General features: G+C 40.2%; 17 protein-coding genes and 1 pseudogene. 10 read left to right on the top strand and 8 right to left on the bottom strand.

What is annotated here, in order from left to right; all coding sequences use genetic code 11:
• Window positions 1-391 precede the first annotated feature (391 nt).
• From BV372_RS28145 to BV372_RS28125, 5 genes are all read right to left on the bottom strand, one after another.
• Window positions 392-610: a hypothetical protein gene (locus BV372_RS28145; RefSeq protein ID WP_143845343.1), complete on the bottom strand. Its 219-nt coding sequence runs from the start codon at window positions 608-610 to the stop codon at window positions 392-394.
• Between the two features lie 297 nt (window positions 611-907).
• A complete protein-coding gene (locus tag BV372_RS28140) occupies window positions 908-3211 on the bottom strand; it encodes a hypothetical protein (protein ID WP_086689777.1) in 2304 nt (767 codons plus the stop codon).
• A gap of 13 nt (window positions 3212-3224) precedes the next feature.
• On the bottom strand, window positions 3225-5459 hold the full coding sequence (locus tag BV372_RS28135; RefSeq protein ID WP_086689776.1) for a hypothetical protein: 2235 nt from the start codon (window positions 5457-5459) through the stop codon (window positions 3225-3227).
• 263 nt (window positions 5460-5722) lie between these two features.
• The gene (locus tag BV372_RS28130) at window positions 5723-7279 is read right to left on the bottom strand and encodes a GMC family oxidoreductase (RefSeq protein ID WP_086689775.1); all 1557 of its coding nucleotides are present in this window, start codon (window positions 7277-7279) and stop codon (window positions 5723-5725) included.
• A gap of 110 nt (window positions 7280-7389) precedes the next feature.
• Window positions 7390-8946, bottom strand: a complete 1557-nt coding sequence (locus tag BV372_RS28125; RefSeq protein ID WP_086689774.1) for a cytochrome P450 — start codon at window positions 8944-8946, stop codon at window positions 7390-7392.
• A gap of 470 nt (window positions 8947-9416) precedes the next feature.
• On the opposite strand from BV372_RS28125, the gene BV372_RS28120 reads away from it, so the two are divergent.
• Together BV372_RS28120 and BV372_RS37950 are read left to right on the top strand one after the other, a co-directional pair.
• Entirely contained in the window at window positions 9417-9857 is a 441-nt protein-coding gene (locus BV372_RS28120) for a GNAT family N-acetyltransferase (protein ID WP_086689773.1), read from the top strand.
• 36 nt (window positions 9858-9893) lie between these two features.
• Window positions 9894-10022, top strand: a complete 129-nt coding sequence (locus tag BV372_RS37950; RefSeq protein ID WP_256973504.1) for a hypothetical protein — start codon at window positions 9894-9896, stop codon at window positions 10020-10022.
• 190 nt (window positions 10023-10212) lie between these two features.
• On the opposite strand, the gene BV372_RS28115 is transcribed toward BV372_RS37950, so the two are convergent.
• On the bottom strand, window positions 10213-10599 hold the full coding sequence (locus BV372_RS28115) for a cyclic nucleotide-binding domain-containing protein (protein ID WP_086689784.1): 387 nt from the start codon (window positions 10597-10599) through the stop codon (window positions 10213-10215).
• 409 nt (window positions 10600-11008) lie between these two features.
• Here BV372_RS28115 and BV372_RS28105 point away from each other — a divergent pair, with 409 nt between their 5' ends.
• From BV372_RS28105 to BV372_RS37945, 5 genes and pseudogenes are all read left to right on the top strand, one after another.
• A complete protein-coding gene (locus BV372_RS28105) occupies window positions 11009-12901 on the top strand; it encodes a lipoxygenase family protein (protein ID WP_086689771.1) in 1893 nt (630 codons plus the stop codon).
• A 120-nt stretch (window positions 12902-13021) separates the two neighbouring features.
• Window positions 13022-14371: a cytochrome P450 gene (locus BV372_RS28100; protein WP_086689770.1), complete on the top strand. Its 1350-nt coding sequence runs from the start codon at window positions 13022-13024 to the stop codon at window positions 14369-14371.
• Between the two features lie 43 nt (window positions 14372-14414).
• Window positions 14415-14981, top strand: a complete 567-nt coding sequence (locus BV372_RS28095; RefSeq protein WP_086689769.1) for a hypothetical protein — start codon at window positions 14415-14417, stop codon at window positions 14979-14981.
• 343 nt (window positions 14982-15324) lie between these two features.
• A pseudogene (locus BV372_RS38460) lies at window positions 15325-15525 on the top strand (DUF3011 domain-containing protein); the annotation flags it as partial.
• Window positions 15526-15565: 40 nt separating this feature from the next.
• On the top strand, window positions 15566-15745 hold the full coding sequence (locus BV372_RS37945) for a hypothetical protein (protein WP_256973503.1): 180 nt from the start codon (window positions 15566-15568) through the stop codon (window positions 15743-15745).
• Between the two features lie 182 nt (window positions 15746-15927).
• Here the strand turns inward: BV372_RS37945 and BV372_RS37940 are convergent, their stop codons facing one another.
• Complete coding sequence (locus BV372_RS37940) at window positions 15928-16062, bottom strand: hypothetical protein (RefSeq protein WP_256973502.1); 135 nt, start codon at window positions 16060-16062, stop codon at window positions 15928-15930.
• A gap of 673 nt (window positions 16063-16735) precedes the next feature.
• On the opposite strand from BV372_RS37940, the gene BV372_RS28085 reads away from it, so the two are divergent.
• Window positions 16736-17116 (top strand): response regulator, encoded by a 381-nt coding sequence (locus tag BV372_RS28085; RefSeq protein WP_086689767.1) that lies wholly within the window; start codon window positions 16736-16738, stop codon window positions 17114-17116.
• Window positions 17117-17288: 172 nt separating this feature from the next.
• On the opposite strand, the gene BV372_RS28080 is transcribed toward BV372_RS28085, so the two are convergent.
• Window positions 17289-17831 (bottom strand): hypothetical protein, encoded by a 543-nt coding sequence (locus BV372_RS28080; protein WP_086689766.1) that lies wholly within the window; start codon window positions 17829-17831, stop codon window positions 17289-17291.
• 512 nt (window positions 17832-18343) lie between these two features.
• Between BV372_RS28080 and BV372_RS35535 the strand changes: the two genes are divergently transcribed.
• The gene (locus tag BV372_RS35535; protein ID WP_143845340.1) at window positions 18344-18526 is read left to right on the top strand and encodes a hypothetical protein; all 183 of its coding nucleotides are present in this window, start codon (window positions 18344-18346) and stop codon (window positions 18524-18526) included.
• A gap of 110 nt (window positions 18527-18636) precedes the next feature.
• Window positions 18637-19201, top strand: a 565-nt coding sequence (locus BV372_RS28070; RefSeq protein WP_179198262.1) for a HEAT repeat domain-containing protein, incomplete at its 3' end; no start/stop codon positions are given.

The following is a 19201-nucleotide window of genomic DNA, read 5'->3' as shown; positions in this document are numbered from 1 at the left end:
CGGACAAAACAAATTTTAGGAATTAGTTACGAACAACTCCAATCACTGTTAAAATGCGCCAGTTGCTACAACGGGGGAACCCCCGCAACGCACTGGCTCCTCTGCCATCTGCCTTTTCATAACAACAGTTTTTAACGCTGACCTACTTAACCTAATAGTTGCGATCGCCTTAGCAATATCAAGTGAACTCCAAACTTAATATTATAATTAAAATACTTCAATCATTTTAATAATAGTAAATACGGCTACTATAGCAATCCGAAATTATTCGTGAAACCTGGAGATAAAAATCCTTATTTTACAAATATTAGCTCCTTTATTCATCTTACGTATTATTTAGGATTGCTATAGCATTTATTTTGACGCTGCAATCTTTAGGTGCAGTTGGTTATTAAGGGGTTTTTTCTGGAGCTTTTAAACGCCACATTTTTTCTAGATGGGCAATTCGTTCGTGGAAAATTCGAGCTTTAAACTTGCGATAGCCGATAATTGTTAGCACTAAAATTATCGGTACTGAAATTATGATACTTGCTGTAAGAGTATCAGTAGCAACATCATTTTGTCGGCTTGGATGAACTTGCGCTTGCACAGCTATTGGGAAATACATCATCTTAAAAACTTAAATTGTGTCAGCCAATACTTTATATACAGCTATCTCAAGCCGAATTATGCAGTTAAATTGTAAACTTATGAGAGTTTATTTTATAAATTCTTCATAACTCCAATAAAACAACGTTTTCTGGGGAAAAACACACATTTCGCTGATGCGATCGCAACCTACGTAATCTCAAAAAAATTGTTAAGTAATATTTCACCAACACTTACCACCGTTACCTGTAGTAGCGCTGCGCCTATCTTGCTTCACGCTAGTACGTATATACGGTTTAAAAATCGGATAACCACCTTTTCAACGGTTATTCGTTCCGGGTAAAAACACAGGTGGAACTGGGCTAGCTTGCGGAACTGGAGGAATTACAGTTGGTGTAGGAGTAGGTACAACTTTTTTGATAACTGCGACCGCAAATCCTCTTTGTTGGGACTGACCAGATTTATCAATTACTTGCAGTGCAATTTGCGGTGGAAATTCTGAAATCACCGGCAGTTGCAGCGAACCTACTGGTTTAAGATCATTGCCGTATGGTAGCAGCTTCACCTGGATATCTTCTCCCTCAACTCTCCAAGATAAAGTAGCGGTTTCTCCTTCTTTGAGTGACTGATTTGGTTGCTCACTACCATTGATTGTGAAAGAAATAATCTTAATTGGTTTGGGCAAAACCTCAATTTTACCTTCAGTCTTTTTAGCACTAACTTTTTCACTTCCATTATTTGACAAAGCTCTTAATTCAAAGGCATAGTTCCCGGCTTTCAATGGTGGTATGGGTATATTTGTACATTGCAGTTGACGATTTACTTCTTTACAAAAATTCTTGAGTTTAGAGTTGCCGATAGTACCTTGATTGAATTTATAAATTATTGGATTACCAATTGATGTTCCCGCTTCTGTACTGCCGATAATCTGAGTTTTTGCCAGTAGTGAGGGATTGGTAACTGTCCAATTGAAAAGAATATTTTCTCCGGTTTTATACTGTGGTTTAATTACCTTAAAATCAACAATTTCTGCTATTGGTTTTTCATTTATGACTACTTGAGTAGTTTGAGTATCTGTTTTAGCCGTTTCTGAAAAAAATGCATTACCTTTGTGATACAAGCCTTGTAACTCGAAAGTGTAATTACCTTTGGTGTTAATGCCAGTTTTAATATTGTTACAAATCAAATCTATTTGTCTTTGGACTATACAAGGTGATATTTCATTAGCATTACGCTTGCCTAGCGACTCAGGAATACCATTACGAAAATCGTAGGTAATTGGCTTAATTGGTTGTGGACCTTTAATTATGAGAATTAAATTTTCTAACTGTTTATAGTTATGAATGTCCCACCTCAAAGCTACCTCATCCTCGCCTTCGGTAAGTTGAGTACTATTGGCGCTAAAATTTTCTATTTTTAACTGCGGGGGATTTAACATTCGCCAAATAATAAATCCTATCCCTCCTAATAACCCTAAAATTAGTAAGATTAATAATATTAATTGCCACCAAGGGCGGGGTTTCCAAAGTAAAGTTCCCTGTGGTAATGTGTCAGGTATAGGTAAATATTGTTTATCTTGGATGTTGACTTGAAAGTTAATAGTTTGCCCGGCACCAAACCAAGGTCTTCGCCACCAAGGTGTGGGTTTTAAAGTTAGATTAGTTTCAGAAATTTTGCTGGGCAATAATCTTAACTCAGCAGGGTCAAATTTGTAGGTAAAGAGCCTTTCTTCATCACGACTTTCAACACCAAATATCAGTTCGCGGACAATGTTACCCTGGTTAACTAAAGATAATTCATACTTGCCAGGACTACGGCTAACTTGTCCCAGGATGGTATTCAGTTGGAAATCTAGTTCATAGCTAGTTGGGATTTGGATATACACCAAATCTAACAATACTAAGTCAGGAAATTTTTCCGAATACAAGCGCAGCGTTGGTGAATAACTTCCCGCCAGGGTATCGGCTGGTGGGTGAAATTTTAACGAGATTTTCCCGGAATCACCAGGGTTGAGTGCTAGGGCATTAATATCAGATAATAAACCTGGCCCTTCTACTCCCGTTGTCGGATAGGTGATTGTAAACCAATCATCATCTAAATCGAGGCAAGTTAGGCGGAAACGGTCTACATACTGAGAGCGATTTTCAACTGTTACCTCTAACAGCAAAGGTTCATGGAGTTTGCAAATTAGCGGTTTATTAGTATTGCTGCTGGGTTTAATGGCAAAAGTTGAATCATTCGCCCGAATTGCGGTGTGTTCTTTGGGAACTACTTTAAGTTGGCGGGGGAAGTTAATCGGAGTATCTTGGGGATAATGCTGAGGCGCATCTACAACTAAGGTATAGTCGTAAGTTCCAGGGTTAGCATCAATAGGAATTTCAAATGTAAATGTTACTTCATCACTACTTTGTTGAGGTGCGATCGCGCAACTTTCTCTAGGAATGCTAGATAATCCAGTGACATTCTTAAATAGTTCATCGAAATTTAAATATATGTCAATAATCGCATTCTGCTCACCTTTGTTGGTGACAACAGTATGGAGTTCAATCGTATCTCCTGGCATAGCATCTTGAATGCCAGGTGGGGTAATAAATACTTCCAGGGGACTGGGTTTAGCTTGCATGTTACCAACTCCCTTATTTAAAAGGATGTGAATGTAGTTGTACCTGAAAATCTTCTCTACCACTCACGATCGCACTTGTTTGATTAATTGTTTTCAGGTCAATAGTGTTGATTTTCTTGGTACTTTGATAAATTATTTCACCTGTGGCTGCTTTAAGTTTATCAAGCTTGTGTTCTGGGGTTAAATACCACATCATGATTCGTCCATCATCGCCAGCACTTACTAACAGGCGACCATCTTCATTAAATACCAAACTCCGCACTGAAGTTTTCGATGCTGACCAGCGGTCTAGGGTTGGACAATTTAATTCAGCTATTTGATTTTGGGGATTTGGCAGAGTTTGACATTGATTTAAATTCCAAATCGTAATATATCCCGCCGAGTCAGAAGTTGCGAGAATTTTTTCTAAGGAGTTAGGCACAAAGGCTAACCCCCAAACATAGTCTTCGCGTCCTGTTCTCGGATCTAGCTTTTCAAGTTTTTGTACTGCTAAACCTTTGATTTGATTTTTTGTTTGAGATTGATTCCATTGCCACAATAAGAAACGCTTAAAATTGCCTGCCATCACTAGCGTTTTATCATCTGGACTCAGAGTTAAAGCCCGAACTTGAAAACCTGATAACTTCTGTTGAGTTTGCAGGTCAATTGCTTTGGGTTCTGGCTGGAAATCATTGTTGGTAGATGGTCTTGACCATAGTCTTACCTTACCACTACCATAACCACTGAATAAATCCAAGGAATTTTTTGTAAATACTAAGTCAAATACTCTGTCACCTTTAGCCTTGGGGTCTTGTTGGTCTTGCAGTTCGTTTCTTTTTCTACCTGTGGGGACATCTCTTAGTTGAATTACACCATTATCTAAACCAACCGCAACGCGATCGTTTTCTAAAGGTATAAAGCGTGCGACTTCTACAGCATCATCGGTAATTGCCAACAAACCTTTGGGTTTGTGCTGTCTACCACAAGCAACAGGCTGACCATCATAGGTAATGCTTGCAGGTTCTAAGCGGTTGCCATTAATATTCCAAAGTCTTAATGTGCAATCATCTGAGCCACTGACCACAGACAAACCAATACCGCTAAAACCCACTGAGTTTACAGAGCGAGTATGCATAATTGGCTCTGGTCTGATCAAGAATGCTAGCAATGCAAGTATTAAAGCCAGAATAGCTAACTGTAACCATAGAGGTAAAATCGGTAAAATTTTTAATTCTAAATTTTGGGTAGCAGGATCTGTACTACCTAAACGTTGATCGGATAATTCCGATTTAGCTTCTAAAAGTAAAGTTTTGCCTATTCCTAGCCAAGGGCGTTTTATTTTGATATCTAAAATGAGTTTGATTGTTTCACCTAAATTTAAATTTGCTGTTGTAGGTAAAGTCTTATAAGTACATTTTCGCCAGTTGCGTCCTTGTAGCCGCACATTAATTTCTTGGAGAAGATTGCTAGCATTTCTAAATAGCAATTCAAAGCTAGCTGTATCAGCTTTCCAGTTTGGTAACCAACTACGTTTTTGCGGAATGCTTTGGGAATTTTGGGTTGCAGTAAACTCGATAAAACCTACAGGCAAAACTTCTAGATTACCTTCAGTGCTAGCTGGATAACCACTGTTGCTGATGGCTTCAATGGTAAATGGATAAATGTCGCTAGGCGCTTGGATTACAGATAAAGGTTGACATTGAAAAATTACTTCTGTTTGACCCCCTGGATCTAAGAAAAAGCGCCGTTCTGCACTGCTAACTAGCCAAGCAGAATCTACACCTATAAACCGCAGAGTTACATTCACAGTTTGTTGTCCTAAATTTCGGACTCTTACTGGTATATCTACAGTGTTGCGCGGATATACTTGGAACTCTCGTACAGGCAATTCCACACTCAAAAGTGCTGGTTGATTCTCTGCTTCGATTTTTAGCCGCAGTAAAAGTCTACGTTCTTGCCCTAGCTGCGGTGAGAAAATTTTCACAGTCAAATTGACTGTACCCACAAATCCGGGAATGGGTGTATTAAAAACGAAGACCTGAAAAGTCGTGCTACTACCCGGAGGCTTGGCTGCTGCTACTTCTGGTTCCAGCTTATACCAGCGATATTCAGGACTGCGATTTTCTCCCGCAGCAGTAATTTCTATTTGAAAATTGGCAAATTGATCGCTGTCATTGTTGACAATCACTTCAAATAATGCCGGATCCCCACTAGGACGAAAGGTTAAATTTTGAGTAGAAAGACTAGCATTTATAACATTATTTTGCATGAAATTTTATATTTTGAATTCTGCGGAGTCAGCAGTATTAGGAAATTACTAATAACACAAATTTTGGTAATAGCATCTTAAGTTATCTTCTAAATATATTGTGCAAATAAATCTATCAATTAAGAGAAGCACATTAATAAAATTAATATCGGGCTTATATCGGATTCATACTTGATTTTTGAAATATACGTAGGTGGGCATTGCCCACCCTACTACAGATACGGAGATTTGTTCAGGGATCAAAAAACAAAGTTTGTTTAATATTAAACTTTCTCTAACTCCAATTCTGGCTGTGCAATAGGCCTTGCTGCTTTAATCAAATCAGCTGCCTTTTCGCCAATCATAATTGTGGGTGCATTGGTGTTTCCCGTGGCAATGGTTGGCATAATTGATGCATCTACAACACGCAACCCTTCAACTCCATGTACCCGCAGTTCGGAGTCTACCACAGAATCGGGGTCTGTTCCCATTTTGCAAGTGCCAACAGGGTGGTATAAAGTTTCGCAGGTTTCCCGGACGTAAGCTTGTAGTGCTTCATCACTAGTTACATCAGCACCGGGAGCAGCTTCTTCACCTCGGAAGTCATCAAATGCATTTGCTTGGAATATCTGGCGAATAATTTTGATTCCTGCAATCAACTTTTGGACATCAGATTCACTCTGGAGATAATTCATCCGAATTACGGGTGAGTCTTGGGGGGAAGCAGAACGCAGGGTGAGACTACCACGACTTTCGGGATTAGTTACACAGACTGAAGTTGCGAATCCTGGGCCTTCGCGGGCGTATGCAGGAGCTGCCCACAAAACAGGGCCACAGAAAAACTGCAAATCTGGCGCAACATCTAAACGACCTTCAGTATGCAGGAACAATCCAGCTTCCCCGATATTACTAGTTGGAGCAGGTTGCAGATCCTGAGTTGCTTGGTATGCAACTATGACACTAAAGTGATCTTGGAGGTTTTGACCGACACCAGGCAAATCAACAACTACGGGTATGTCTAGCGATCGCAGATGTTCTGCATTCCCAATTCCGGAGAGCATCAGCAGTTTGGGAGAATCGAACGCGCCAGCAGAAAGAATTACTTCTTGATTTACAAAGGTTTGGTGTATCGTTCCCTCGTGCAGATATTCCACTCCAATAGTGCGTGTTCCCTCAAACAATAACCGAGTGACTAACGCACTAGTGGTGACGGTTAAGTTGGGGCGATCCAAGATTGGTACTAAAAATGCGGCTGCCGTACTGTGCCGCTTACCATCTTTAATAGTCAACTGATAAAGTCCAGCACCTTCTTGTTGTGCGCCATTGAAATCAGGATTGCGATCGTAACCAAGTGCAACAGCTGCTTCTACAAATCGATGTGATGTTACGGCAGGTGCTAAAGGATCTGTGACACTCAATAATCCATCGACCCCGTGAAATTTGGATGCGCCATGCTGCTGGTTTTCAGATTTCTTAAAGTATGGCAATACATCTTGGTAACTCCAACCAGGATTGCCTAATTTTTGCCAGTGGTCATAATCATGTCGGCTGCCGCGAATATAGATCATGGCGTTGATGGAACTGGTGCCACCTAAGGCTTTACCCCGTGGACAATAGATTTTACGGTTATTTATGTAGGGTTCCTCTTCCGTAAAATATGCCCAGTCCACCTCAGTACCCCATAATCTTATCCAGCCTAGAGGAGCTTCATGCTCTGGTTTATTAGCCGGATTGCCTGCTTCCAGTAATAAAACGGTTGTCTTACCGTCTTCTGTAAGACGGTTGGCAAGAACACAGCCCGCCGAGCCTGCACCAATGACAATATAATCGTATTCGGTCATGAGCTTCTGATTAAATTGCAAAATTTCTAGAAAAATACTGTTGTCAGCAAGTTGCTACGATTAGCCTTAAGAACATATCTGTTTTAACCAGCTATATTTTGCAAATAAGCCTAATTTCTTAACCGAAAGCGCACTGGCATTTTATCGGCAGGATAAATTAACAGGTTTTGCTGTAACTCTTCCAAAGAAGAACGACCGTTGACTAACTCCCAATCAAAGTAGCGGAGGAATAATGCCAGCATCACTGTTGCTTCCAGCATTGATAGATGCTCTCCTAAGCAACGATGCGGGCCTGAGCCAAAGTCTATCATTGGCAGTGAAGTTGTTTCTTTACTCTTATCTAACCAACGCTCTGGTAAAAATTCTTCCGGATTAGCATAGACTTCTGGATCTCTTCCAGCAGCAAGCATTGACCACGATACTCTTGTACCGCGAGGAATCACTTTACCCTCAATTACGGTGTCGCGTTGAGCTTGCAATGAAGTTGAGCCTGAGGCGACTGAATAAAGGCGCAACGTCTCTTTGATAATTGCGCGAATATAAGCCAATTCTTTGAGGCTTTCTGTATTAATGCCGGCGTGACTTTGCCAAGCTTGATCAACGATGTCCCTTGCTTGCTGAAAAACCCTTTGATTTAAGCTCAACTCTCCTACTGCAAAGGATAAACTATGGGCAGTTGTGTCAGTACCACCTATTAAGAGTTCAACAGATTCTGCTATTAATGTTTCGCGATTGTATTTTGGTTCTTTGGCAGCAATTTTGACTAACATTGATTCCCGGAACAAAGGACTTACCTGTGGTAAATCGGTTTTGTTTTGTTCTCTCATCTGTAAAGCTAAGTCTACACGGGGAATCAGAAATTCCTCTAAGTATCGCCTTGCTGCCCAATAATCTTGTGAATTCTTAATTGGCAGATATTTCATCCACGTCTTCTCGCCAGTAGCTTGCCGTAGGAACCGATAGCCCACAATAGACATCGCTTCGTACACTTTGGAAACTTCCAGGGGTGGCCCTTCTTGAGTAGTACTTTTTCTATCTACAGGAATGCCTAATACTAGACAAGAAATCACCCTCATCGTCAGTTCTACAAACAGCGGATCTACCTCAACTTCTTTTGGTGGCGCTGCTTCCTTCACGGTCTCAACTACTTGTTCGCAGGCTTGGCTAATAATTTCAAGATATTTGGAGAGACTGCTAGAACTGAATTCCGGGTTCCAAGCCTTGCGTCGCCATTGCCACTCAGCCCCTGTTTCTCCTAGAAGAATGGGACCACTGATATCGTTCCAAGCTTTGCGCAATTGCTCAGACCTGATTAAGCTACCATCTCTCATCCCATTGACAATCGTATCTTCGATAACTTTTGGTTTACTTAAAATGAGGATTGGAGAGTTGCCATTCCAGACAACATACATCGAGCCTAGCTGCTGGCTCCAATCAAATATTAATTTGAAGAATTTTTTTTGTTTCACGGCTGCTAATATTTGCGGAAGATTTCCTAACAGCCAGTGTTTGGGAGGAGAGGGGAGTGATTGTAGCGATTTATATGTGTTCTTTTGCTTCCACCAGCGCCACCCCAGTGTTCCCGCTATGCTAGTAACGCCTAAACCTGTTGCTAAATAGGGAAATGAGTCAGAAGAAGCAATCTGAGCAGTAATCTCTTGGAACATGATTCCGCCTTTGTTCACCAAAAACTTCGGACTACCCAGATACTACCTTATTGTTTCCAGATTCGCAGAGCTTCTATTTATCGAGCGATCGCTATTTCCTGATATTGCGGGATGGAAAACCTTCAAGATTTCGCAGTTCTCTTTTAAACTCAATTAGTTATTTTTCTGAAGATGGAGCGCTCAGAACTGATTATAAATATTTATCTATGCCAATTTAGCCTTGACATTTATTATTATTTCAGACAAACAAGTATTTAATTAACTATAAGAATCTGGTTAAATTTTTGAAAAAATGACCTAAGTTTTACCTTTAAGTGTCAGCAATGCTTACCGTAACTGGGTTTTGGTGGGCAGTGCCCACCCTACAGGTTTATATGAGTTTTTTATATAAGTATTAAATTAGCATACCTGAAATTTAAGTAAATTTTTTAGTAGAATCAAATACACTGTCAATTCAAACTGGCACTGCTATGAGTTTCCTTGAAACCCGAAAGTCAATAGCTTCAGACTTTGACTTTATTTACAGCTTGCATCAACAAACACTCTATGCATACGTTGAACAGATATGGGGACACAAAGAAGAATTTCAACGCAATGGAATGCGAGAGGATTTTGATAGCTTACCGTTTGAAATTGTCTGTAATCAGGGAGAAGATATTGGAGCTATTTCAGTAGTTGACCAGGAAAATGTGTTACTGATTAACTACCTTGCAATCATGCCTACTCATCAAAGACAAGGTTTTGGTACACAGCTTCTTAGGAAAATATCGGAACAAGCAGCGAAAAGAGAAATTCCAGCTAGGTTAAGTGTCATCCGAATTAATCCAGCAAAGGCCTTTTATGAACATTTTGGGTTTAAAGTAGTTGCTAGCGATGAACATTTATTTTTTATGGAGTGGCGGAGCAGTTAATCTGCTCATAACAGTGGAATTATGTGCAACCGGGGTATGGCCAAAGCAAGCGATCGCATCCTGGCAGTACCCTCACGGGTACTTCTTAATTGCTCAGAGTATTTAGCAGCACAAAGTATCAACCAAAATAACTGCGATCGCTACAATCTTGCTGTGATTTACTAAAACTACGTCACAGCAAAACCTGTATGTTGCCGTGCTTTAGGATGACGAAAACCAAGAACTATTATCTTCTTTAGGAACTCCAGCTTCTTCGCTATCATCCCATTGAATCCAAATTTTTTCACCAATTAAACATTAAATGGATAGGTGTGGCATGGAGATATTTATCGCCACTCCAACCTATATTAACTATTTATGAGACTGTAAGGCTGGAGAGCTGATGCTCAACACGAGTCAAACGCTCTGAGTAATTTTTCATCACTTGCAGGGCGAACATGGGAGTTTCTTGGACTGCAAACAGAAACCTTTGTTCATTAAGGAAAGCAAGTTGGCAATCTGTCTTGGCAATAGCTGTGTATGTTCTATTTTTTACCCCTACCAGGGCCCCTATCGCAAAAACTTCTCCGGCTGCGATCGTTTCTACAACTTTGCTATTGACTAATATATCAACCTCTCCTTCTAGAATGCCATACATACAATCACCAGGCTCTCCCGCTTCAAATATAACTTGTCCTGCTGAAAATACTTTAGGATCTGGTTGTTTTTGAAAGATACCGAGAGTTTGTACAGGATTTAACATGAAAACTGCCCCGCAATTGATTGTTTTTCCACCTATGTTTTGCATAGGTACTAGGATGTATAGCAGCTAGCTGCAATGCTCTGTGTCAGATACAATGACTGGAGTACATGCTAGGGTAAAACAAGCAAGGTTAACAGAGCATTAATCTTTGGTAAAGCATAATTTTAAGTTTATTGCCAAAATTTTGGCGATCGCTGCATAATTAGTTGGAATTTATACAGCAGTTTTCTCTCCTACAAATTTTTGCAACACAACCTCTCAATAAGCACCACTTAGGCAGAATATTCGGTAAGCTCTACGAGACAGAGCTAACACATCCGAGCAACCTCATCAACGAAAAAATTAAAGGACTTGTTTTTTTTCGGTTGAGTTGTAAAGTTCTCTTTGAACAATACATGCAAGAAGATCCATGACTGCTTCATCACCAAATAATCTAATAAGTCTCCCTGTGACTACGAGTCTGGAGGTTACTAGGCAGGAATATCAATATAACTACACCCATATTCCAGCAATTGCTATGGTGGATGAGCTTCCTCCGGCGGAACGGTTCACCACTAACTGGTATTTTTTGTTAGCCCAGCAGTTACGAGAGATTTTCATCAATACCTTAATTACCAACCGAGGCAATCGCGGTTCCAAGTCGCTCCGCGATGATGTCAAAATGTTTATCTGGGAAGCGTTGCTCAAGGGGGCGATACCGTTCAATATCAGCATTATTGCTAGGCTTCTGCAAATTGTCCCTCAGTTTTTAATTAAAGGAATATCTAAAGATTTTAGAGAACTCGACGATCTGTTATTTTCTATCCTCAGGGAAAATGGACTTGTAATCCTCAGAGATACTCTAAATCAAGTCATAGAGCTACTGTATGAAGGACATCCTACAGGACATGTGACCAACCTGAAAGACTATGAAAAGTTGTTTCCGGTAATTGGGGTACCGGCGATTGGCAAAACTTTCCAGGAAGATGAAGTCTTTGCTTACATGCGAGTAGCTGGCTACAATCCCGTGATGATTGAGCGAGTAACCAACATGAGCGATCGCTTCCCAGTTACAGACGAACATTACCAAGGAGTGATGGGAACTGACGATTCATTAAAAGCAGCTGGGGAAGAAGGAAGACTTTACCTGGCGGATTATGGAATTTTCGAGGGTGCGATCAACGGTACTTTTCCACACGAGCAAAAATATGTCTATGCGCCCCTAGCACTGTTTGCCTTACCCAAAGGCTCAAGTCCTACACGTCTAATACGCCCAGTAGCTATTCAATGCGGCCAAACTCCCGGCCCCGATTACCCAATTATTACTCCTAACTCTGGTAAGTATGCTTGGCTGTTTGCCAAAACTGTTGTCCAAATAGCAGATGCCAACTTCCACGAACCAGTTACCCACCTAGCCAGAACGCACCTGTTAGTTGGTGCTTTTGTAATGGCTACCTATCGGCAACTACCAGCCACTCATCCGCTCAGGTTACTGCTACGCCCTCATTTTGAAGGCACCTTAGCAATTAATGATGCAGCCCAACGAATTTTAATCGCTCCTGGCGGTGGAGTCGATAGATTGCTCTCATCGACAATTGATAACTCTCGGGTTTTAGCAGTGCGCGGGTTGCAAAGCTATGGCTTCAATAGTGCTATGTTACGCAAGCAATTCCAGCAGCGCGGCGTAGACGATTCTAACCTGCTGCCTGTTTATCCTTACCGCGATGATGCACTGTTAGTCTGGGATACCATTCAGCAATGGGTTTCGGACTACCTGAACCTTTACTACGCCACAGATCAGGACATTCAAAATGATACAGCCCTCCAGGCTTGGGCAGCTGAAGTCCAAGCTTACGATGGTGGACGGATCAGCGATTTTGGCGAAGATGGACGTATCCAGACGCGAGAATACCTAATAGATGCGGCTACGTTGATTATTTTCACAGCCAGCGCTCAACATGCTGCGGTTAACTTTCCCCAGAAAGATCTCATGGGCTATGCCGCAGCCTTACCATTAGCTGGTTATTTGCCAGCTTCAACTCTTAAAGGAGAAGTTAGTGAGCAAGACTACCTAAATTTACTCTCACCTCTAAATCAGGCACAACGGCAATATAACCTACTCGGTTTATTGGGTTCTGTCTATTACAACAAGCTAGGCGAATATCCGCAGGGATACTTTACCGATCGGCGTGTATCACCCTTGTTGCAGACATTCCAAAACAATCTTCAGCAGGTTGAACATAAGATCAATCAGCGCAACTTGAGCCGTCCAACCTATGAGTATCTGCTTCCTTCTAGAATTCCGCAGAGTATTAATATTTAAACGTCATTAGTCATTAGTCATTCGTCATTTGTCATTTGTCAAAAAGCAATTAGTGATTTCTTCCTCCCCCTGCTCATTGCTCACTGCTCACCTGCTTTTCTAGCCCCTTTACCGAACATTATGGAACTCAAAGATAAAGTCCTCAAAGCCCACAGCCGCCAAATTCGGCTTTCACGTATTCTAGCCAAAGTCGGTTATAACACTCCCATTGGCAAGTTGCTGCGCTTAGGTCTCTATTATATGGATGCTGCGATCATGCTCAAGGCGTGGCGGGACTTTCTCTACATCCGCAAGGACAATATCGGAGACAAATTTTTTGCTGTAGACCAGGCAATTATGCATTCCTCTCATTCTCAAGTGAGAAAACTGATGCAGATTGAGCCTCAAGTACGGGGTAATGATTTAGGCATTATAAGAATCTTAGCCCCTAGCTATATGCTCGACAATCCGCTGAGCTTGGGAATGAATGGTAATGAACACGCAGGGGTTCGTGCTGTGTTTTTGCAAGCCTTGCCAGATCCCTCAGAACAGGCAGAGATTTTAGGGCAGTTAGTTAATAAATCGCTGTCAAAAGCTGCTACACAAGGTCAATTGCATATCGGTAACGATTTGCCCAGGATGATGTTGGCAATTTTGCACGAACTTGTTTTCCAAATTTCATTATCTGAGGAAGAAATTACTGCATCAGGTGCTTACATTAAAGGTTTGGTTCTCGCATCCTTACCAAATTTCATTAGTAAGTATCTCTTGGCTTTTAAAACAGCAGCAAATATTCGTCATCGCCAGCGTTTAATCGAGCGATATAAACAATCGCCAAAATGGTCATCATATCTAGCAACAGGTGCCCAGTATCAGTTGAACGAACACCAAATTGCTAATAGCTTGTTCGATATGATTCATATTGCTGGTACTGCTGGCACGAGCGCGCTTTTGGGATCTGTTATTGGTGTTTTATGCTTAGATAATGCCTTAAGAAATGACGCAATTTCAGAAGTTAATGCTGTCTGGGATGGAAAGAATACTCCCAACGGACATGCTCTAGAGCAGTCAACACTGATCAATAAAGTAATTCTAGAAACAGCACGTCTCTATCCACCTGTGCGATTTGTTAGTCAACTTTCCACTGAGCGGGGTGAAGTTGAAATTGGCGCACAGCGTTGTCCATTCCAAAGGGGAACTCGTTTACTTGGCTCTATCTTTACAGCTAATCGTGATGCAAACAGATACAAAAATCCAGATAATTTTGACGTGACGCGGGATTTTTCCGATATTTTATCTTGGAATGGTGAGGGGCATGAACGGGTTTGTCCTGGCAAATCTTTATCGATTGGCTTAATTCAAATGTTTTGTCTGTATCTGCTAAAAAATTATCAATGGAACTCATTTACAGAAGTAAAGTGGGATTTTGAAAAAGTCACTGCTGTTACTCCTAATAATTTAGTACTACAAGGCTTTGCTCAAAGACAGTGAGTTCTTGAGAAGATTTGACCATAAGCAAAACAGGAAAGAGGTAATGATTGAAGCAATCGAGAACAAGCAACTTGACAATATTGCAACCTGGATGCTCGCGATCGCGCAAACAAACTTACCAACCCCCCTCAAGGGTGTATTCTTTATGGATGGCAATCCACTGCCTGATGATTGCATCACAATGTACAACTTAGAATGGGACGCACAAAACCTGAGTTTGGTTTTACCTGTCTTTGCCCCTGTACAGTGGACTTTTCATAACTCAATTATGGGATTGCTGTTACTTGTCGGTGCTCAATTGGCTCGGTTTACCTACAAGATTCAGTTTGAAGATGAAACCTTGCGGCGAGCAAAAATTCTACCTTTTGCCTTTGGGCTGCCGATTCCCAAGTGGATCGCAGATTTCACAATGAACCAAGACGAAAATTCTCAAAATGGAGAGATATGGCAACGCAAGAATGTTTGGTTAGGTATTATTCCTGGGCTTGGTGATTATACACTGCGTAAAATTGTCGATGAAGATGGTCGCTATACTCCCGCGTTTAATGACATGCTTGCTAAGGTAAAAAACGAGTGTTTGGTAATTGTCAAGAACTCAAAAGATAAGTAATCAATACAAGCTGGGAGTGCGTTAGCTGTACTCCTACGGTGAAGCAAGCTACGCGTAGCGTCTCGTAGAGAAGGCGATGGCTCCCTCAAAGCTTTATCTTCCCGTAATTAATTTACGAAAACAAAAAATTATCCTCTAAGAACATAATCTTAGGGTAGATTTACTGTTGCATAATATAGATTAAAATAGTAGCCAAACTTCGTCTAAGTTGAGAATTGAAGTTTTTTAAAAGGGAACAGGGAAAAGTATAGGATTTGGAAACAAAACCCGTTCTAGAAAAAACTATGGTTTTCAAAGTAGACGCGGTTTATCTAATATTTTTTGAAGAAATGTAACATTTAATATGATTATCCGTTTTCCAGTAATCGCTGCCACCTTCATGGTTGCCAGCATCAGTATAGGTACGCTTTTAAGCATTGCTAGCCCAGCTTCGGCTCAGCAGGTAATAACTTGTGAAAGCCAAAATAATCGGCGGAATAGTTGTGCGATATCTACAACAGGTCGAGTGCGCCTGATCAGGCAATTATCTAGCACTAGTTGTAGAGACAATTGGGGCTATAACAGAAATCGTATTTGGGTGAGAAATGGTTGCCGAGCTCAGTTCGCAGTTGGCAATCGCAGAAATAACAGAAACAACAGATACGATAGATACAACAGAAACGACAGATACGACGACAGATACGATACAAACGATAGATACGATGACAGATACTATAGAAACGACAGATACGACGACAGATATTATAGAAATGACAGATAGATAACTGGGTAGTACATCAACAAAGTGTGCGATAGGTAATTAAAGTATCAATCTCGCTTTCATAGTACTGTTTAGCAAAGGCATCCTAGCTAGATCTGGATGCTTTTTTATTGCGCGATCGCACTCGTTACCTATATCCTCAAAATATTTTTTGGATAATTGAAGCATTTGGGGTAGGTTCTATTCTTAGTTATAAATTTGAGTGTATTTCCAACCAACGTATCCATCTTGCGCGATGTCAACCACATAGTGTTGTTGAGTCAGAGAATGCAATAAGATACTTGTTAAAACTTCTTCATCTTCAATCAGCAAGATTTTCATTACTAAAGTAGTCTTCAATCACTTGAGTTACCTTCTTGTTTTTCGATAATAATATTTATTGCTTCTTTTGTATCATCTTCACAGCGTAAGCGATCGCTTGCAGTTTTTTGATGTTTAGTAACACGCTATGAATGGCAGTGCATTAGACTTCTTGCAGAAGTCGGTTAAAGGGAAAAGGTTAAAGGGAAAGGAACTCAAAATCCTTTCCCTTTAACCTTTTCCCTTTCCCCCCTCTTGCAAAAATATATCTTTGCAAGAGGTCTATTACATTCCGTTAATGCAATATACAAATCAATGTCACTGAAATAAGCAGTATTTAGGCAGCAAAGTTAGAAAAACAAAAGAGTCAACTTAGTCAGGTTGAAGGTTTTGAAGGGATGTATGCAGAAAAATTATGGTGACTTTAGCGCTTTTTTTACGGTAAGGCTTAAACCTTCTAAATATTAGATTATATATTTTAAAATTTAATTTATATTTAAGTTTGATATATCTATCTCTTAAAAGATACATTAACATACATCTAACCTTGACCTAAATATGTAAAATATATCACATTAAATTGTAAATCTAAAGATTGCAATAGTAGATGTTGGAATTTGTCCAAAAACATGATAATTAAAGAAAACCTTATAGGTCAAATATGAAATAGATCGTGAAGAAGTAATACCAAGTTATGTTAAGAAAATACATCCTTATTTGTGATGATCTTGTAGATAACTGTATGATCCTTCAAGTAATTTTAGAAATGGAAGGATATAAAGTTGAGTTTGTAACATCTGGAATAGAAGCAATCAATAAAATTAAATCTCATAAACCAGATTTGCTACTGCTAGATGTAATGATGCCAGAAATGAATGGTTTTGAAGTAGTTAGAGTTATACAGCAAGATAAATATTTGCAAACTCTACCTATCTTGCTGATTACAGCGTATAAAGAAGTGATAACATCAGAGTTCACCAATATAAAAGTTAATGGAGTTCTCCACAAACCTATTAATAGTGATGACCTGGTTGAAATAGTTCAAGAGGTTCTACAAGTTTACAACGACGAATAGCGGTAGATTAGCTCAACAGATTTGTAAATAAAACAATCAACATTTATATCGCTATTATTTTCAATTCAAACCTAAAAAATTTAATATTTAAAATCAACTTTTATGCCAAAATTTCTGCTATAAAGCTTACTTTAACATGAGGAATAACTTTATCGGCTTAGACTTCAAATGCTTAATTTATCACGTAAAAGCAGAAGATTTCCATTACCTTGCCATTTTTAAGAGTAAAATTTAAGCCAGCAGGACTGGGGTCTTCAATTTGGTAGCCTAAATTTGTCACATTACCCTCTTGGTATGTTTCAACTTTTCCATAGGTTCTCAGCACTTTTGATTGCCTGTCGCCTACTTTCACTCCATGTATGGTGGAATATTTAGAACTGTTTGCTTTTATTTGATAAACAGTAAAGTTTCCAAGTTGAACACCTTCATCTAAATCAACTATGATGCCTGCATATTTAAGAGTACGCACTTTACCAATAGCAGGCATAAAGCCATTTTCTACTTTTACAGGTTTACCTAAAATTTTTCTGACTTGTGCCTCAGACATAGAAAGTTTTATGCCACCGATCCCCAGACTTTCGGTAGTTATTCCTCTTGATTGATTTGGATTCTGAGAAAGTTGATAATCAGCAGTGATGGTCGCATTAATGGGGCTATAGCTGGTCAACGGGATAATAATAGTTGCGATCGCAAACGGAATTGCTCTTAACATCATCCGATACTAGAATATTTACTTATTCCAGTTTTAGCACCTACTCCAATGCGTGTCTTGATTTTTAGCGCGATCGCAACCCTGAAGAACTCCTATCCCCAAAATTAGAGTGTCTTATGCCTTTGGCTAACGCACCGCGCGACCAAATAATACCATTTCACGAAATTCTTGATACAAATAACTCCCCCAGCTTCCCCAGCCCCCCCAGCTTGCCCATGTGTATCAACCTTAAAGTAAAACGGTATAATTCCTGGGCGGCTACTTATTTTTACTTGATGCCTAAGCGATCGCAAGCAATTTTACAAATACTCAATCCAACCCCGCTTGGTTTTGTTTGAACTTTTATTACAAAAAATGCAGCATTGATAAGTATGGCTTAAGTAAAGTTAGTTTGACATCAGCATTAGCTGTAATGAGCCGGGCATTGATAAGTATGGCTTAAGCAAAGTTAGTTTGACATCAGCATTAGCTGTAATGAGCCGGGCATTGATAAGTTTGGTTTAAGCAAAGCTAGTTTGACATCAGCATTAGCTGTAATGAGCCGGGCATTTACAGTTTTTGTTGGAGCAAAAGCTAGTTTGACATCAGCAATAGCTGTAATGAACCGAGCATTTACAGTTTTTATTGAAGCAAAAGCTAGTTTGACATCAGCAATAGCTGCAATGAGCGTTGCATTTGCAAGTTTTATCTTAATGTGAGTGAGAAATGAGAGCGCCTAGGGAATATGAAAACATCAATAAGGCGTTTAACCTACAGGCGATCGTACTGTTACAGTAAATTCAATATAAAAACAAAAGACAAAGAACAAATGACAAATGACAACAGCCTTTTGTTCTGTCTACCTATCAGTCCCAAAATTACTAGGAACCGTCGCAGGTTATCGTGGATTTTCCTGTTTCTTTTTACTTGTTTACTGACTGTTATCTTTTCACTTACTTGGGTAAACGCCGAAGAAAAACCCAAACCTAAGCCTCAAGATTGGGAAATTACAGGCATTGTCGCAGCCCTGGCAGACCCCTATGCTGGAGTGAGACTAGCAGCAGCAGAGAAATTGGAAAAATATCAGCTAGATGATCCTAAAAAGCAGATTCCCAACTATCAAGACGTTGTAAATCAGCTTGTTAAGCAGCTATCGCCACCAGAAAAAGAAGAAAAGAGCCTTTCCCGTAGAGCCGCAGCCTCTGCACTGGGGCAGATGCAAGCCAAAGACATTGCCGCCAACGTCGCCGCGCTGCTCAAAGATTCTAACTCTGATGTCCGTAGAGCCGCAGCATCAGCACTGGCGCAGATGCAAGCCAAAGACATTGCCGCCAACGTCGCCGCACTGCTCAAAGATTCTAACTCTAATGTCCGTAGTGCCGCAGCCGATGCAC

This window comes from Nostoc sp. T09 (assembly GCF_002154695.1).
Lineage (GTDB): Bacteria > Cyanobacteriota > Cyanobacteriia > Cyanobacteriales > Nostocaceae > Aulosira.
This window is presented reverse-complemented; position numbering and strand designations above follow the sequence as displayed.

Coding starts and splice junctions, on each gene's coding strand:
- BV372_RS28145 (WP_143845343.1), bottom strand. CDS start 610: ATGATGTATTTCCCAATAGCTGTGCAAGCGCAAGTTCATCCAAGCCGA.
- BV372_RS28140 (WP_086689777.1), bottom strand. CDS start 3,211: ATGCAAGCTAAACCCAGTCCCCTGGAAGTATTTATTACCCCACCTGGC.
- BV372_RS28135 (WP_086689776.1), bottom strand. CDS start 5,459: ATGCAAAATAATGTTATAAATGCTAGTCTTTCTACTCAAAATTTAACC.
- BV372_RS28130 (WP_086689775.1), bottom strand. CDS start 7,279: ATGACCGAATACGATTATATTGTCATTGGTGCAGGCTCGGCGGGCTGT.
- BV372_RS28125 (WP_086689774.1), bottom strand. CDS start 8,946: ATGTTCCAAGAGATTACTGCTCAGATTGCTTCTTCTGACTCATTTCCC.
- BV372_RS28120 (WP_086689773.1), top strand. CDS start 9,417: ATGAGTTTCCTTGAAACCCGAAAGTCAATAGCTTCAGACTTTGACTTT.
- BV372_RS37950 (WP_256973504.1), top strand. CDS start 9,894: ATGGCCAAAGCAAGCGATCGCATCCTGGCAGTACCCTCACGGGTACTT.
- BV372_RS28115 (WP_086689784.1), bottom strand. CDS start 10,599: ATGTTAAATCCTGTACAAACTCTCGGTATCTTTCAAAAACAACCAGAT.
- BV372_RS28105 (WP_086689771.1), top strand. CDS start 11,009: ATGACTGCTTCATCACCAAATAATCTAATAAGTCTCCCTGTGACTACG.
- BV372_RS28100 (WP_086689770.1), top strand. CDS start 13,022: ATGGAACTCAAAGATAAAGTCCTCAAAGCCCACAGCCGCCAAATTCGG.
- BV372_RS28095 (WP_086689769.1), top strand. CDS start 14,415: ATGATTGAAGCAATCGAGAACAAGCAACTTGACAATATTGCAACCTGG.
- BV372_RS37945 (WP_256973503.1), top strand. CDS start 15,566: ATGGTTGCCGAGCTCAGTTCGCAGTTGGCAATCGCAGAAATAACAGAA.
- BV372_RS37940 (WP_256973502.1), bottom strand. CDS start 16,062: ATGAAAATCTTGCTGATTGAAGATGAAGAAGTTTTAACAAGTATCTTA.
- BV372_RS28085 (WP_086689767.1), top strand. CDS start 16,736: ATGTTAAGAAAATACATCCTTATTTGTGATGATCTTGTAGATAACTGT.
- BV372_RS28080 (WP_086689766.1), bottom strand. CDS start 17,831: ATGATGTTAAGAGCAATTCCGTTTGCGATCGCAACTATTATTATCCCG.